General features: G+C 63.6%; 10 protein-coding genes. 5 read left to right on the top strand and 5 right to left on the bottom strand.

Annotation, left to right across the window (positions count from 1 at the left end; all coding sequences use genetic code 11):
- Positions 1-27: 27 nt before the first annotated feature.
- Positions 28-768, bottom strand: a complete 741-nt coding sequence (locus CNX70_RS05120) for a Crp/Fnr family transcriptional regulator (protein ID WP_096233815.1) — start codon at positions 766-768, stop codon at positions 28-30.
- A gap of 238 nt (positions 769-1,006) precedes the next feature.
- Between CNX70_RS05120 and CNX70_RS05115 the strand changes: the two genes are divergently transcribed.
- Positions 1,007-3,091 carry a putative bifunctional diguanylate cyclase/phosphodiesterase gene (locus CNX70_RS05115; protein ID WP_244199042.1) on the top strand — a complete coding sequence of 695 codons (2,085 nt, stop codon included), beginning with the start codon at positions 1,007-1,009 and terminating at the stop codon, positions 3,089-3,091.
- Here the strand turns inward: CNX70_RS05115 and CNX70_RS05110 are convergent.
- Both CNX70_RS05110 and CNX70_RS05105 read right to left on the bottom strand, forming a co-directional pair.
- A complete protein-coding gene (locus CNX70_RS05110) occupies positions 3,088-4,128 on the bottom strand; it encodes a porin (protein ID WP_096238284.1) in 1,041 nt (346 codons plus the stop codon). The genes CNX70_RS05115 and CNX70_RS05110 overlap by 4 nt on opposite strands.
- A 496-nt stretch (positions 4,129-4,624) precedes the next feature.
- Positions 4,625-6,979, bottom strand: a complete 2,355-nt coding sequence (locus tag CNX70_RS05105; RefSeq protein WP_167389614.1) for an ankyrin repeat domain-containing protein — start codon at positions 6,977-6,979, stop codon at positions 4,625-4,627.
- A 170-nt stretch (positions 6,980-7,149) separates the two neighbouring features.
- Here CNX70_RS05105 and CNX70_RS05100 point away from each other — a divergent pair, with 170 nt between their 5' ends.
- From CNX70_RS05100 to CNX70_RS05085, 4 genes are all read left to right on the top strand, one after another.
- Complete coding sequence (locus tag CNX70_RS05100; protein WP_096233812.1) at positions 7,150-9,957, top strand: valine--tRNA ligase; 2,808 nt, start codon at positions 7,150-7,152, stop codon at positions 9,955-9,957.
- A gap of 114 nt (positions 9,958-10,071) precedes the next feature.
- On the top strand, positions 10,072-10,539 hold the full coding sequence (locus tag CNX70_RS05095) for a DUF2147 domain-containing protein (protein ID WP_096233811.1): 468 nt from the start codon (positions 10,072-10,074) through the stop codon (positions 10,537-10,539).
- Between the two features lie 277 nt (positions 10,540-10,816).
- Complete coding sequence (locus CNX70_RS05090) at positions 10,817-12,592, top strand: ice-binding family protein (RefSeq protein ID WP_244199041.1); 1,776 nt, start codon at positions 10,817-10,819, stop codon at positions 12,590-12,592.
- A gap of 13 nt (positions 12,593-12,605) precedes the next feature.
- Positions 12,606-13,751 (top strand): OmpA family protein, encoded by a 1,146-nt coding sequence (locus CNX70_RS05085; protein WP_096238282.1) that lies wholly within the window; start codon positions 12,606-12,608, stop codon positions 13,749-13,751.
- A 39-nt stretch (positions 13,752-13,790) separates the two neighbouring features.
- Here CNX70_RS05085 and CNX70_RS05080 read toward each other — a convergent pair whose 3' ends face one another.
- Together CNX70_RS05080 and ruvB are read right to left on the bottom strand one after the other, a co-directional pair.
- Positions 13,791-14,261: a YaiI/YqxD family protein gene (locus CNX70_RS05080; RefSeq protein WP_096233810.1), complete on the bottom strand. Its 471-nt coding sequence runs from the start codon at positions 14,259-14,261 to the stop codon at positions 13,791-13,793.
- Between the two features lie 32 nt (positions 14,262-14,293).
- Positions 14,294-15,349: a Holliday junction branch migration DNA helicase RuvB gene (gene ruvB, locus CNX70_RS05075; RefSeq protein ID WP_071079481.1), complete on the bottom strand. Its 1,056-nt coding sequence runs from the start codon at positions 15,347-15,349 to the stop codon at positions 14,294-14,296.
- Positions 15,350-15,354 lie beyond the last annotated feature (5 nt).

Genomic DNA, 15,354 nt, shown 5'->3' with positions numbered 1-15,354 from the left:
ACAACGATAAGAGAGTGGCTGCGGTGATCAGGAACCCTGGCGCTGGCGCACGTCCGACAGCAGGCGCGTGAATTCTTTTTTGACCACGCCATAGCATTCGCACACATGGCCTTCGAGGCCGGCGCGGTCCAGCACGGAAATATGGCCGCGCCGGTAACTGATGAAGCCGCGCTGCTGCAAGCGCCCGGCCGCTTCCGTCACGCCTTCGCGGCGCACGCCCAGCATGTTGGCAATCAACTCCTGTGTCATGGTCAGCTCGCGGTTCGGCAGGCGGTCCATGGTCAGCAGCAGCCAGCGGCACAGCTGCTGCTCCACCGTATGGTGGCGGTTGCACACGGCCGTCTGTGACATTTGCGTGATCAGGGCTTGCGTATAGCGCAGCAGCAAGCGCATGACGGGGCCGGCGCGGTCGAATTCTTCCATCAGCAAATGCGCCTTCAGCCGATAGCCGATGCCGCCCGTCTGCACCACGGCGCGGCTGGGGGTCGAGTTGCCGCCCATAAACAGCGACACGCCCACCACGCCTTCATTGCCGACGCCGGCAATTTCCGACGAGCCGCCGTTTTCCAGCAGGTAGTGGATGGAAACGATGGCGGTGGTGGGAAAGTGCACATGCTGCAGCTTGTCGCCCGAATCGTAGATCACTTCACCCAGCAACATGGAGACTTGCTCCAGATGGGGCGCCAGGCGCGCAAAATCGGCGTCGAGCATGGCGGCGAGCAAATGGTTTTGATTCGGGTTGTGCAGCTGGGCATGCGGACTCGACATGGGCAGTTTTCCTGGTTTCCAGTCGTCAGCTAGGGGATAGATGAAAGGCGTCCGAACGAGGGCCGCCATATGCAGGAGCGTAACACAGCGTCTGCACAGTGCCGCCACTATATTTCTTGCTGGCATCGCCGTCTGTTCGGCAGCGAACGGACGGCCACGTGCCCCGCGCCCTACAGTCAGTCACTGCCAGGGCTGCCGGATCACGGATCGGCGCCGGCGCTGCTTACCGGACGCCATCATGCAATCATTTTTCAAACGCATCTCCATTTCCGTTTCCACCTCGGCCCTGATCACACTGGCGGTCGGGCTGAGCCTGACGGCCCTGTGCTACGCCTCGGCACGCCAGATCGAGTCGGAAAGCACCCGGCTGCTGCTGCAGTACCACGCTAGTGGTCACACGCTGCGCGCCGCCATGCTGCCTGCCAACGGCATGAGCCTGGATGCAAACCATCGCGGCTCGCTGTATGTGCTGCTGGGCGGACTGCTGTCGAGCCTGCTGGCAACGGCATATGTCTTTCAGCTCGTGTCGCGCAACTCCGTGATTGCCCGCATCACGGGCGAACGCACGGCGGCGCTGCAGTTTGCCAATTTGCGCCTGTCCGAAGATATCGCGGCGCGCATGCACACTGAAAAGTCGCTGCGCTTGCGCGAACGCATCATCGAAGTGTCGGCCAATGCCATCATCCTGTGCAGCGCCGACGCGCCGGGCTACCTGATTGAATACGTCAATCCCGCTTTCGAGCGCATCACCGGCTATGCGGCTGGCGAAGTCATCGGCCAGCGCCTGGAAGACTTGCAGGGCCCCGAACAGGGGCGGCAAGACATGCATGAGATTACAGCGGCCCTGCGCGAACAGCGCGAAGGCAAGGCCATCGTGCGCAATTTCCGCAAGGATGGCAGCTGCTACTGGAGCGAGCTGTTTGTCGCACCCGTGCGCGACGATGGCGATGGTCCCGTCAGCCACTTTGTGGTGGCGCAATACGACATCAGCACCGTCATGCGCTTCGAACAGGAACTGGAATTCCAGGCCAGGCACGACATCCTCACGGGCCTGGCTAACCGGGCCCTGCTGCGCGAGCGCCTGGAACAGGCGATGGCCGTGACGCGGCGCAGCGGCCTGCCCTTGTGGGTAGTGTTCATCGACCTCGACCGCTTTAAATTCGTCAACGACACCCTGGGCCACGATGCGGGCGACACTGTGCTGAAAAACGTCGCCGAGCGCCTGCGCGACGCCACGCGCGAAGTCGACACGGTGGCGCGCCTGGGCGGCGACGAATTCGTACTGCTGCTGCCCCAGCATGGCAATGGCGAACCGGGCGCGGCCATTCTGCAGCGCATCCAGGACGCCGTGGCGCAGCCGCTGCAACTGGGCGAATATGAATTTTTTCTCAGCTGCTGCATGGGCGTGGCCGTGTATCCCGACGATGGCCAGGACGCCGACACCTTGATCAAGCACGCCGACATCGCCATGTACCGCGCCAAGGAACAGGGACGGGGCCACTGGCAATTCTATGCATCGAGCATGAATGCGGGCACCCTGGAGCGGCTGGGACTGGAGAGCGAGTTGCGCCATGCCCTGGAACGGGGGCAGTTCCATCTCGAATACCAGCCCCAGCTGGACTTGGCCAGCGGCAAGGTAGTGGGCATGGAAGCGCTGCTGCGCTGGCAGCATCCGCAGCTGGGGCGCATTGCGCCTGCCAGCTTCATCGGCCTGGCCGAGGAAATGGGCTTGATCATCCCCATCGGCGACTGGGTGCTGCGCACCGCATGCGCCCAGGCGCGCGCCTGGCAGCTGGCCGGCCATGGCCCGCTGCGCCTGGCCGTCAACCTGTCGGCGCGGCAATTCAAGCAAAGGAATCTGCTGCATGCGGTGGCGCAGGCGCTGGCTGAAACGGGGCTTGCCGCCGCCCATCTGGAATTGGAATTGACCGAAAGCATGGTCATGCATGACGTGGAACAAGCCACGGCCATCATGGCCAACCTGAAGGCGCTGGGCGTGCAACTGTCGATCGACGACTTCGGCACCGGCTATTCCAGCCTGGCCTACCTGCGCCACTTTCCCATCGACGTACTGAAGATCGACAAGACCTTCGTCAGCGACATCACGCACGACGATGACGCAGCCATCGTGCGCGCCATCATTTCGCTGGCGCACAGCCTGCGCCTGAAAGTCATCGCCGAAGGCGTGGAAACGCCGCAGCAGCTGGCCTTCCTGCGCCAGCACGGCTGCGACCAGATGCAGGGCTATCTGTTCAGCCGCCCGCTGACCGTGTCCGCCTTTGAAGCACTGCTGCACGAAGGCAGCATGCTGGCCGCTGCTTAAAACGCGTGGCGCAGGCCGACGTTGAAGGCGCGGTTGCCCGTGCCCACTTCCGTCGCATTGCCCACCATGTAGGCGGCGTCGTTGCGGTTGCGGATGTGCGCATAGGCCACATAAATCTTGCTGCGCTTGGACAAGGCATACGTGGCGCCGATGGCCAGTTGCTGCGCATCGCGGTTGGCCGCATTGCGGTCATCCTTGTGCACATACGAGGCCAGCAAAGTCGCCGCACCGAGCGGCACGGACACGCCGACGATGGCGTCGCGGCTGTCCGTCGACTGGGCCGGTGCCTGCGCCGCGCCATACGGGTTTTCCGCAAAGAACATGGTGCTGCCATCGCCCGTGTTGCGGCCATAGCCGGCAAACGCCGTGGCCACGCCGAAGTTGTAGTTGCCGGCCAGAATGGTGTTGTTGGCGGCAGCCTTGCCCGGCTCGCCGGCACGGCTCTGGCGCGCCAGGCGCAAGGTCAATGGGCCGTTGACATAGCCCAGGGCCAGGCCCAGCGAGCGCTGATCTGCCACCACACCCGTATGTTCGCCAAAACCATACATCACGGTGGCGGTGACGCCGCGCAGCTCGGGCGAGGTATAGCGCACGGTATTGTCGATGCGCGTGGCCGAATAGCCGGCCAGGTTGGTCGCCGCGCCGGCCAGGCCGCCCTCGAAGGGATCGGCCACGTCCGTCAGCGCCTGGCTTTGCAGATTGTACTGGCGGCCCATGGTGAGCATGCCCAGCGGGCTATTGAGGCCGACAAAGGCCTGGCGGCCGAACAATTGCCCCCCCTGGTCGGAGCGGCCCGTGTCGCCCTGCACGCCCGCTTCCAAGGTAAACACGGCTTGCAGGCCATTGCCCAGTGCTTCCGTGCCACGAAAACCCAGGCGCGAACCGGCCGAGATACCGCTGGTGAGCTTGCTGACGCCGCCTTCCTGCACCAGGCCCGCATCCATCAAACCATACAGGTCGAGGGACGACTGGGCGTGTGCGGCAGGCAAGGCGCCCAGGGTGGTGGCAAGGCCGGCAACGATGGCGATTTTTTTCATGATGATTTCCTTGTAAAAGCGAAACCAGGAAAGCGGCGGCCACGGCAAGGCCACAAGCGGCCAGGCGCTGCGGAACATGCCGTATCAAAAGACGACGCGCCGGACAAAAGATCCTGGCTAAGCTGTGACGGCAGCGGCGTGCAATGGACGCGCCGCTTTGATTCCGCCGTGAATGGTGCACCGCTGGCGGTGCGCGTGGCTCAGGCGCCCGGCCCGAAGGGGACGCTCTGAAGGTGGCTGGCATCGCAGATGCGCTGGCCTTGAGACGCGGACGAGTGCTGGATATGAAGAATTAATACAACCGCGTCTGCTGGCGCCGTCCGCAAGGATGGGGCAGGAGGCGCCGAGGCCGGCATTATAGCATCGGCGACACCGCCATCCCCGTTCTGTTGCAGGAAAACGACTCGCCAGGCCGCCAAAACACGGCCATGCCGCCGCGCAAGATGGCGCATGCGGTCCAGGGCCAGCACTGTTGCAGCGGTGTGGCTGCCGGAGTCTAGCGCGCCGCGGCGGCCGCCTTCAGCAAGGCCAGCACGGCGTTACTTTCCGGCGTCGGCGCCCGTTGCTGCGCCATCTTCAATACGGGCATTTCCCCGCCCAGCGGATCGGCGCCCAGGCCCAGCAACAGCTTGACCATCGCCGCGTCGCTATTTTCGACGGCTGCCAGCAAGGGCGGCAGATAACCGTCGTTGACGATGGGCGCGCCCATCGCGGCCAGGCGGGTGACCCAGTCGTGCCGCTGGCTGCGCACCGCATGCCACAGCAGCGTCTCCTTTTCCAGACGCCGCGAATCGAGCGCCGCCTGCTGTCCCTGGTAAGACTCTTCGGCGGCGGGTCCGACTTGCTGCCATGGCATGCCGGGCATCACCAGTTGGCGCAGCACGTCCTCGGACGCCGGCTGGTAGTTGTACATGGCGCGCATCGCAGCGTCGAGCCAGCGATCCTTTCCCTTCGCGTCATGCCGGGGCACGCGCTGCTTGAGCCAGTCCAGCGCGCCGACGTTGCCCGCTTCGGCGGCATAGGCGTACAGCGACTTGTCCTGCTCATCAGTATTCGGCGTGGTGCCGGTGGCCAGCATTTTATCGAGCACTTCGGTGCCGCGCGTCAGGCGCAGCAAGCGCCCCCATACCAACGCATCGGCCAGCGGCCGTTCCGCTGGCTGCGCAGCCCCGCCTTTCTTGGCTTTTTTCTCTGCCAGGTACTGATCTACCAGCAAATATGGCCGGCCCGCGCCTGCGTCGAGCAAGGCGATCATGCTGGCCGTCCGTTCCTTCGCGTCGACCAATTCCGGCAAGATGTCCGCATCCTCCTGCTGCAAGGCGTACTCCAGTGGCGCCATCGTGTGGTGTTCGCCGCCATATTGCCGCACATCGGCGCCATGCGCCAGCAACAGGCGCACCATCGCGGCATTGCCGTACAGGGCAGCCAGATGCAGCGGCGCGGCGTGGTACAGCGTATCGCCTTCGCCGAGCGGCACGCCGCGTTGCAACAGCAGCGTCATCATGCGCAGCTTGGCGGGCAGCAGCGCGGCGTGTTGCTCACGCAGCGCCTGGCGGCGCGCCTGCAGCGATGCCTGCGCCAGTCGCTGCTGATCGTCGTCCTGCCAGGTTTGCGCCTTCAGCCATGCCGCTTCGGCTTTGACCATGCTCGATGGGGGCAAGATCAAATAGTTCAGCAAGGGAAGCCTGTCGAGCGCATAGTTGCCCGGCTCGGCGACGCCGGCCAGCAGCTTGCCGAAGGCCGCTTCATCGCCCTCTCTGGCAGCCTTGAACAGCGCCGTCACCTCTGGCGTCGGCGGCAGCTTGTTGCGGGCCTCACGCACATAATTGATCAAGCGTTCCATGCCGTGCACCGAGACCAGCGGCAACGGCATGCCAACCTTCCATGCCCGCGCCAGCTGATCCGCTTCGGCGTGTTGCGCCGCATTCAGTTTCTTTGCCCAGCGGGCCACGCTGACGCCGGCCTCCGCCGCGCCGCCCGCCGCCGCCAGCTGGCTCAGCATGGAAGCGAGCACATAGTCCTGCGGCACGCCTGCCTCCTCGCCATACAGCACGGCCAGCTGTAACTGGGCCTTGGCACTACCGCTTTCGGCGGCTTTGCGCAGCCAGCGGGCGGCCTGCTTTTCATCCAGGCCGCCCGTGCCTTTCCAGCACAGCAAGCCCAGCTGATAGGCGGCTTCCATGTCGCCACCCTCGGCGGCGCGGCGGTACCAGTCCTGCGGCGAACGCTGCCCCGTCAGCGACGTCGCCGGCAGGGGCGCGCCCCGCTTCCAGCTGGCAGCAAGGCGCACGGCTTCATCGACCTGATCCGGCGACATCCTGCCACGCTGCGCCGGCAGGGACTTCTCCATCGCGGCCGCGCCGCTCCACTCCTTGTCTTGCAGCGCCAGCAGCTTGAGCGCATACGACAGCACCCGGTCCACCGGCCCGCCTTCGCCCCGCTCATACATTTGTGCCAGTTCCTGCAGGGGCTTGCCGTCACCGTGCGCGGCCATGATGCCCAACCAGGGCCGCGCGCGCGATGGATTGCGCATGCGGCCCGGCGCGTATGCATACATGAAAACCAGCGCCTCCTGCGCGGCGCGATCGCCGCCCTTGGCCGCCAGCAGATACCAGCGCTCCGCTTCGGTATCGCTGCGCTCCACGTCCCGGCATCCTTGCTCGCCCACGTAGATATCGCCGAGGACTTTTTGCGCCTCGACATGGCCACCCTGCGCCGGTCCGCGCAATTGCGCCACGGCCTTGCTGCAGCGCCCATCCTGGAAAGCCGCCATCCCTTCCGGAACGCCGGCGCATGCGCCACCGGCAACCCATCCAGCGCCGAACACGGCCAATTGCCACAATTTTTTCATGATTGCCTGAGCTTTCAAATAATGTTGCAAAGATGATAGCTTGAAAAAAATACAATGCAGCAATATTGCGCAATCGTGCGCGGCTTTTCGGGCCATCCAGGCCCGCTATTTGCTGCGCATGCTTTATGCACCCCTTATAATGGTTCCTTTTGCCAATCACACGCCAAATCATGGAATTAGCCAAGTCTTTCGAGCCCGCCGACATTGAACAATTCTGGCGCACCGAGTGGGAACAGCGCGGTTACTTTACCGCCACCCTCGATGCGGGAAAACCTTCCTTCAGCATCCAGTTGCCGCCGCCGAACGTCACCGGCACCCTGCACATGGGCCATGCGTTCAACCAGACCATCATGGATGGCCTGACCCGCTACCACCGCATGCTGGGCCACAACACGGCCTGGATTCCCGGCACCGACCACGCGGGCATCGCCACGCAAATCGTCGTGCAACGCCAGCTGGACGCGCAAAAGATTTCGCGGCATGACCTGGGGCGCGAGAAATTCGTGGAAAAAGTGTGGGAATGGAAAGAAAAATCCGGTTCCATCATCACCGGCCAGATGCGCCGCCTGGGCGCTTCGGCCGACTGGCAGCGCGAATATTTCACCATGGATGAACCGCGCTCGAAAGTCGTCACCGACGTCTTCGTGCGCCTGTTCGAGCAAGGCCTGATCTACCGCGGCAAGCGCCTGGTCAACTGGGACCCCGTGCTGGGCACGGCTGTCTCCGATCTGGAAGTGGTGTCCGAGGAAGAAGACGGCTCCATGTGGTACATCAAGTACCCGCTGGTCGACGGCAGCGGTTTCCTGACGGTGGCGACGACCCGTCCTGAAACCATGCTGGGCGACGTGGCCGTGGCCGTCGATCCGACGGACGAGCGCTACGCAGCGCTGGTGGGCAAGATGCTCAAACTTCCGCTGACCGACCGCGAAATTCCCATCATCGCCGACGAATACGTCGACAAGGAATTCGGCACGGGCTGCGTGAAGATTACCCCAGCGCATGACATGAACGATTACGCCGTGGGCCAGCGCCACAAACTGGCGCAGATCGTCATCCTGACCCTGGACGCGAAGATCACCGACGACGCGCCCGAGGCCTACCGCGGCATGGACCGCTTCGCCGCGCGCAAGCAGATCGTCGCCGACCTCGATGCACAAGGCTTGCTGGAACAGGTCAAACCGCACAAGCTGATGGTGCCGCGCGGCGACCGCACGGGCGTCGTCATCGAACCGATGCTGACGGACCAGTGGTTCGTCGCCATGAGCAAACCGGCCCCGGAAGGCACGTTCTTCCCCGGCAAGTCGATCGCGGAAACGGCGCTGGACAAGGTCGCCAATGGCGAAATCAAGTTCGTGCCGGAAAACTGGAGCACCACCTACAACCAGTGGCTCAACAACATCCAGGACTGGTGCATCTCGCGCCAACTGTGGTGGGGCCATCAAATCCCGGCCTGGTACGACGACAAGGGCAATATCTTCGTTGCCAAGACGGAAGCGGAAGCCATCGCCAAGGCGCAGGCCGCCGGCAGCACGGGCACGTTGAAGCGCGACGACGACGTGCTCGACACGTGGTTCTCGTCCGCCCTGGTGCCGTTCTCGACCATGGGTTGGCCTGAAGAAACGCCGGACATGAAGGCTTTCCTGCCCTCGTCCGTGCTGGTGACGGGTTTCGACATCATCTTCTTCTGGGTCGCGCGCATGGTCATGATGACGGCGCACTTCACGGGCAAGGTGCCGTTTGAAACCGTCTACGTACACGGCCTGGTGCGCGATTCGACGGGACAGAAAATGTCCAAGTCGAAGGGCAACACGCTGGACCCGATCGACCTGATCGACGGCATCGACCTGGAAGGCTTGATCGTCAAGCGCACCACGGGCCTGATGAACCCGCGCGACGCGGAAAAGATCACCAAGGCAACGCGCAAGGAATTCCCGGACGGCATTTCGGCCTACGGCACGGACGCCGTGCGCTTCACCATGGCCAGCTATGCCTCGCTGGGCCGCAACATCAACTTCGACCTGGGCCGCTGCGAAGGCTACCGCAACTTCTGCAACAAGATGTGGAACGCCACCCGTTTCGTCATGATGAATACGGAAGGCAAGGATTGCACGCCGAACGAGGCCGACCTGTCGCAAGCGGACAAGTGGATCATCTCCTTGCTGCAACGCGCTGAACTGGACGTGGCCAAGGGCTTTGAAGACTTCCGTTTCGACAATATCGCCGCCACCATCTACAAATTCGTCTGGGACGAGTATTGCGACTGGTATCTGGAAGTAGCCAAGGTACAAGTCCAACAGGGCACGGAAGGCCAGCAGCGCGCCACCCGCCACACCTTGCTGCGCGTGCTGGAAGTGGTGCTGCGCCTGGCCCATCCGATCATCCCGTTCGTCACGGAAGCGCTGTGGCAAACGGTGGCGCCATTGGCCGGCAAGACCCTGAAAGCTGAGGGTGATTCGATCATGATGCAGCCGTATCCAATCGCCAACACCGACAAGATCGACGAGTCGGCCGAAGCGTGGATGCAGCAGCTGAAAGCCTTGACGGACGCGACACGCAACCTGCGCGGCGAAATGCAAATCTCGCCTTCCGTGCGCGTGCCGCTGATCGTCGAAGCGGGCAATGCGACGGAAAAGGCCGCGCTGGCCTCGTACGCACCGTACATCCAGTCGCTGGGCAAGCTGGCCGACGTGCAGATCGTCGATGCGCTGCCGGACTCGCCAGCGGCCGTCGCCATCGTCGGCACCACCAAGCTGATGCTGAAAGTGGAAATCGACGTGGCTGCCGAACGCGAACGCCTGGGCAAGGAAATCGCCCGTATCGAAGCGGAAATTGCCAAAGTGAATAGCAAATTAGGCAATGAAAGCTTCGTCGCGCGCGCCCCGGCCGCCATCGTTGCGCAAGAAAACGAGCGTTTGCTCAGTTTTTCGGCCACAATTGAAAAATTGCGCGAACAGTTTGCTAAACTAGCCAGCGCATAAGGCAAGTTTGGAAGGATTGCGCGGCCGTCCCAGTGACGCCGCGCAGTACCGCTGGTCTTGCCTTGGTATATAAACTGTTCGTGACCCGATCAAAAAAACCATTGGAGACTGGCAATGCATACAATATTCAAAACAAGCATCACAACAAGCATCATGATGGCCGCCCTGGCCATCGCCGGCAGCGCCACCGCGCGCGACGGCAACTACACCCCCGTCGGTACGTGGAAAACCATCGATGACGCCAGCGGCAAGCCGAAATCGCTCATCGTCATCACGGAAAACAACGGCGTCTTGCAAGGCAAGATCGACAAGCTGTTCCGCGGCCCTGACGAAGACCAGAATCCCAAGTGCGACAAGTGCACGGGCGCCAACAAGGACCAGCCCATCGTCGGCATGGTGATCCTGTCCGGCCTGAAATATGACGGCAAGGAATGGACGGGCGGCGAAATCACCGACCCGGCCAATGGCAAGACCTACAAGAGCAAGGCAGAACTGACGGAAGGCGGCACCAAGCTGCAAGTACGCGGCTATATCGGCGTGCCGATGTTTGGCCGCTCGCAGACGTGGGTGCGCGCAGAGTAATCACCGCACGCCCTGCCCTGATGAAGCCGACCCTTGCGTCGGCTTTTTTACGTCTTCTGCCCGCATACGCCGTTGTTTTTCAGGCCGAATCCTTCCTTTTTGAACAGTTTTCCAATTGCCGACAAGCTAAGCGCGCCAGCGCACATACCTCCAGTTTCCTAAATGAAATAGTGCATGCCTGTGACGCCATCGCCCTGTAGCGACGGGCGGCATGGCTCTGCCGGATGACCTCATCCGCGGATGCCCGGCAGTGACTGCCATGCACAAAGGAACACACATGAACCTCTTCAAACGATATCTGAACCCGCTGCTCGTCTCGGCAGGGCTGCTGGCCATGGCCGCCCTCGCCGGTTGCGGCGGCGGCGACCAGGGACGCGATCCCATCCTCGGCTTGCCGGCTGCCACCTTGTCCAGCCTGGCCGTCACGCCAGCCACGGCGACGGTCGCCATCGGTGCGGGCCAGCAATTCACGGCCATCGCCACGTATAGCGACGGCTCCGCGCAAGATGTCAGCGCCAAGGCGGCCTGGACGTCGGCCACGCCGGCCAGCGCGACCGTCAATGCCGCCACGGGCTTGAGCACCGGCATCGCTGCCGGCACTTCGAACATTGCTGCCGCGTTCGGCGGCAAGAGCGCGGCGGCCCAGTTGACTGTCTCGCCCGCGACCTTGACGGCCATCGCCATCACGCCGCTCGCGCCATCCATCGCTATCGGCGCAACGCAGCAATTCACGGTAAGCGGCAGCTTCAGCGACGGCGCCACGCGCGACGTCACGGCCGTATCGGCCTTTGCCTCCACCACCCTCGCCACGGCCAGCATCAACGCCAGCGGCCTGGCACTGGGCAAGGTTGCCGGCACGACGCAGATCACTGCCACCACGGGCACGCTCACGGCCAGTACGGTCTTGACCGTCAACCCGGCCACCTTGCTGTCGATCGCCGTCACGCCGCAGAATCCCATCGTGCCCGTCGCTGCGACGCGCCAGCTGGCCGTGCTGGCCACGTATTCAGACGGCAGCAGCATCAACGTCACGAGCGGCAGCAGCTTCGTTTCAGTCACGCCCGCCTCGGTCACCGTCGCCAGCGGTGGCCTCGTCACCGGCGCTGCCTTTGGTAGCAGCGTCGTGAATGCCAGCTTCAACGGCAAGACGGCCAGCACCACCGTCACCGTCCCTGCCGCCACCATCGTCAGCATCGCCGTCACGCCCGCCACCGCCAGCATCGCTGTCGGTACCCAGCAGCAATTCGTTGCCACGGCAACCTATTCCGACAGCTCGAACGCCATCATCACCAACGGCGCCAGCTGGACTTCGGGCACCGTCGCCAATGCCACGGTATTGAACACGGGCGTGGCCACCGGCATCGCCGTCGGCACCAGCAGCATCACGGCCACCGCTGGCGGCCAGTCGGGCAGCGCACTGCTGACCATCACGGCAGTGGCCATCCCGCCCGTGCTGAACCCGATCATCCTGGGCCGCGCGGCGCCATTCGGCGTGCTGGCAGGCACCTCGATCACGAACAATTCGGGCGGCACCACCCTGATCACGGGCGACGTCGGTGCACCTTCGCAGACCACCGATCCGACCCAGGCGGCCGGTTTTACCAACTACAAATCGGGTGCCATCCTGGCCGGCGCCATGACGGATCTGCAAGCGGCGATCACGGACGGTAATAGCCGGACCTGCGACGTCAGCTTTGCCGGCGGCATCGACCTTGGCGGCCAAACCTTCGGCCCCGGCGTGTATTGCTATGCGGGCGCCATCAGTATCACGGGCACCCTGACCTTGAACGGTCCCGGCGTGTACATCTTCCGCACGGCATTGACGCTCGATTCGACCGTCAACTCCATCGTTGCCCTGAACAATGGCGCCACCGCCGACAACGTTACCTGGTTGCCCGTCGGCCCCACCACCCTGGCCGCCAACAGCGTCTTCAAGGGCAATATCCTGGGCCAGTCGGCCGCCATCACGGTGGGCGACAACACGACCCTGCTCAATGGCCGCGTGCTGACGGCCGCCGCCGTTACCCTGCGCAACAACCAGATCACCAAATAATCGGGACATGACGATGACTATCGCACACACACTGGGCGCCTTGGGCGTGATGACGGCCTCGCTGCTGGCAGCGCAAGCGGCGCAGGCGCAAGACAACACTTTCATCAACCCGGACTGGGCCAACAGCGCCTGGTACATCGGCGCGGGCGTGGGCCAGTCGCGCGCCAATATCGACGAACCGCGTCTGCGCGCCAGCCTGGCCGCCAACGGCGAGACGGTCACCGGTTTTAGCAAGGACCAGCGCGACACGGGCTATAAATTGTTTGTCGGCCGGCAACTGAACCAGTATTTCGCCGTGGAAGCCGGTTACTTTGACCTGGGCAAGTTCGATTTCAAGTCGACCACCAGCGGCAATGGCGTACTCAACGGCGAAGCGAGCTTTCGCGGCGTGAACCTGGACTTGCTGGGCCAGCTGCCGCTGTCGCAGCGCCTGTCCTTGCTGGGCCGGGTCGGCATGCATTACACCAAGACCAACACGGAATTCAGCGGCAACCGCCTGCTGGGCTCGACCAATACCCATGCCAGCGAGCGCAAGCTCAACGCCAAGCTGGGCCTGGGCCTGGAATACAAGTTCAGCGAAGCGCTGGCCCTGCGCGGCGAAGTCGAGCGTTATCGCCTGAACGACGCCGTCGGCAACCGTGGCGATGCGGACCTGTATTCCATCAGCCTCGTGTATAAACTGGGCCGCCCGGCCAGCGCCACGCCAGCCTACCAGCCGGTGCCAGCGGCATTGCCGCCCATCAGCGAAACCATGCCGGCCCCTGTGGCCGAGGTGAAGCCGGCGCCGGCGCCCGTCTCGGAAAAAGTGTCGTTTGCTTCTGAAGCGCTGTTTGATTTCGATCAATCGACGCTCAAGCCGCAAGGCAAGGCGGCGCTGGACCAGCTGCTGGGTCAATTGACGGGCATGGACCTGGAAGTCATCGTCACGGTCGGCCATACGGATGCCGTCGGTTCCGACGCCTACAACCAGAAACTGTCGCAGCGCCGCGCCGAAGCCGTCAAGGCCTATCTGGTGGCGCAAGGCGTGGAAACGAACCGCGTCTACACGGAAGGCAAGGGAGAAACGCAGCCCGTGGCCGACAACACGAGCGCCGCCGGGCGCGCCAAGAACCGCCGCGTAACGGTGGAAGTCGTGGGCACGAGAAAAGTCATGCGTTAAGTTTTACGCGCACAAAAAAACCGGCTTGCGCCGGTTTTTTTACGTCTGCGGCGCTGCCGGCTTGCGGTGATGCTTGCTCAGATGCCGGTCCAGGCTATTGGCAAACTGCTGCCGGTCGGACTGGCTGAAGGCGGCCGGGCCGCCCGTGTCCACACCGCCGCTGCGCAACTCTTCCATGAAGGCGCGCATCGTCAGTTGCTGGGCGATATTGTCCTTCGTGTAAAACTCGCCGCGCGGATTCAGCGCAAAACCGCCCTTGCTCAGCACGTCGGCGGCCAGCGGAATGTCGCCCGTGATGACCAGGTCGCCGGGATTGAGCAAACGCACGATTTCCTGATCGGCCACGTCCGCGCCGGACGGCACTTGCACGGTGCGGATGAAGCGCGACGGCGGCACGCGCAAGCCCTGGTTGGCCACCAGAGTGAGCGGCAGCTCCAGGCGGTCGGCCACGCGGTACAGGATTTCCTTGATGACCACGGGACAGGCATCGGCGTCGATCCAGATCTGCATACCCGGCATGCCCGGCCTTCCCTCTTCCGCCATCACAATTCCCACGCTTCGCCGCCCGGGCCGATGCGCGGCGCGCTGACGCCGAAGTGCAGATACGCGGCCGGCGTGGCGACCCTGCCACGCGGTGTGCGCTGCAAGAAACCTTGCTGTATCAGATACGGTTCCAGCACGTCTTCGATGGTATCGGCCGCTTCGCCGATGGCCGCCGCCAAATTGCCGATGCCGACGGGGCCGCCGCCGAACTTGAACAGCACGGCTTCGAGCAGCTTGCGGTCCATCACATCGAAGCCGGCGGAGTCGACATCGAGCATGGCCAGCGCGCGGTCGGCCACCACCTTGGTGATTTCGCCATTGCTTTTGACTTCCGCGAAATCGCGCACGCGGCGCAGCAGGCGGTTGGCGATACGCGGCGTGCCGCGCGCGCGCTGGGCAATCTCGTGCGCGCCCTCCGGATCGATCGGTGCTTTCAGCAAGGCGGCGCTGCGCGTGACGATCTTCGTCAATTCGCTCGTGTTGTAGAACTCCAAGCGGGCGACGATGCCGAAGCGGTCGCGCAGCGGGTTGGTCAGCATGCCGGCGCGCGTGGTGGCACCGACCAATGTAAACGGTTGCAGATCAAGCTTGACGGAACGGGCGGCCGGGCCTTCGCCGATCATGATATCGATTTGATAATCCTCAAGCGCCGGATACAGAATCTCTTCCACCACAGGCGACAGCCGGTGGATTTCATCGATGAACAGGACGTCGTTCGCTTCCAGGTTCGTCAGGATCGCCGCCAAGTCGCCCGGGCGCTCCAGCACGGGGCCGGAGGTCTGGCGCAAATTGACGCCCATTTCGCGCGCGATGATGTGCGCCAGCGTCGTCTTGCCCAGGCCCGGCGGGCCGAACAGCAAGGTGTGATCCAGCGCTTCCTTGCGCTGGCGCGCGGCCGTAATGAAAATCTCCAACTGGTCGCGGATCTTTTCCTGTCCCACATACTCGTCGAGCTGCTTGGGCCGCAAGGCCCGTTCGATCGCCTCTTCGTTGTGCGAGATGGGCGCCGCGTCGATGATGCGCTGCTCCGTGAAGATATCGGTCTGGATGCTCATGCCGT

This window comes from Janthinobacterium svalbardense (assembly GCF_002327145.1).
In the GTDB taxonomy this organism is placed as follows: Bacteria; Pseudomonadota; Gammaproteobacteria; order Burkholderiales; family Burkholderiaceae_D; genus Janthinobacterium; species Janthinobacterium tructae.
Note: the sequence above shows the minus strand (reverse complement) of the source record. Positions and strands in the feature narration are given on the sequence as shown.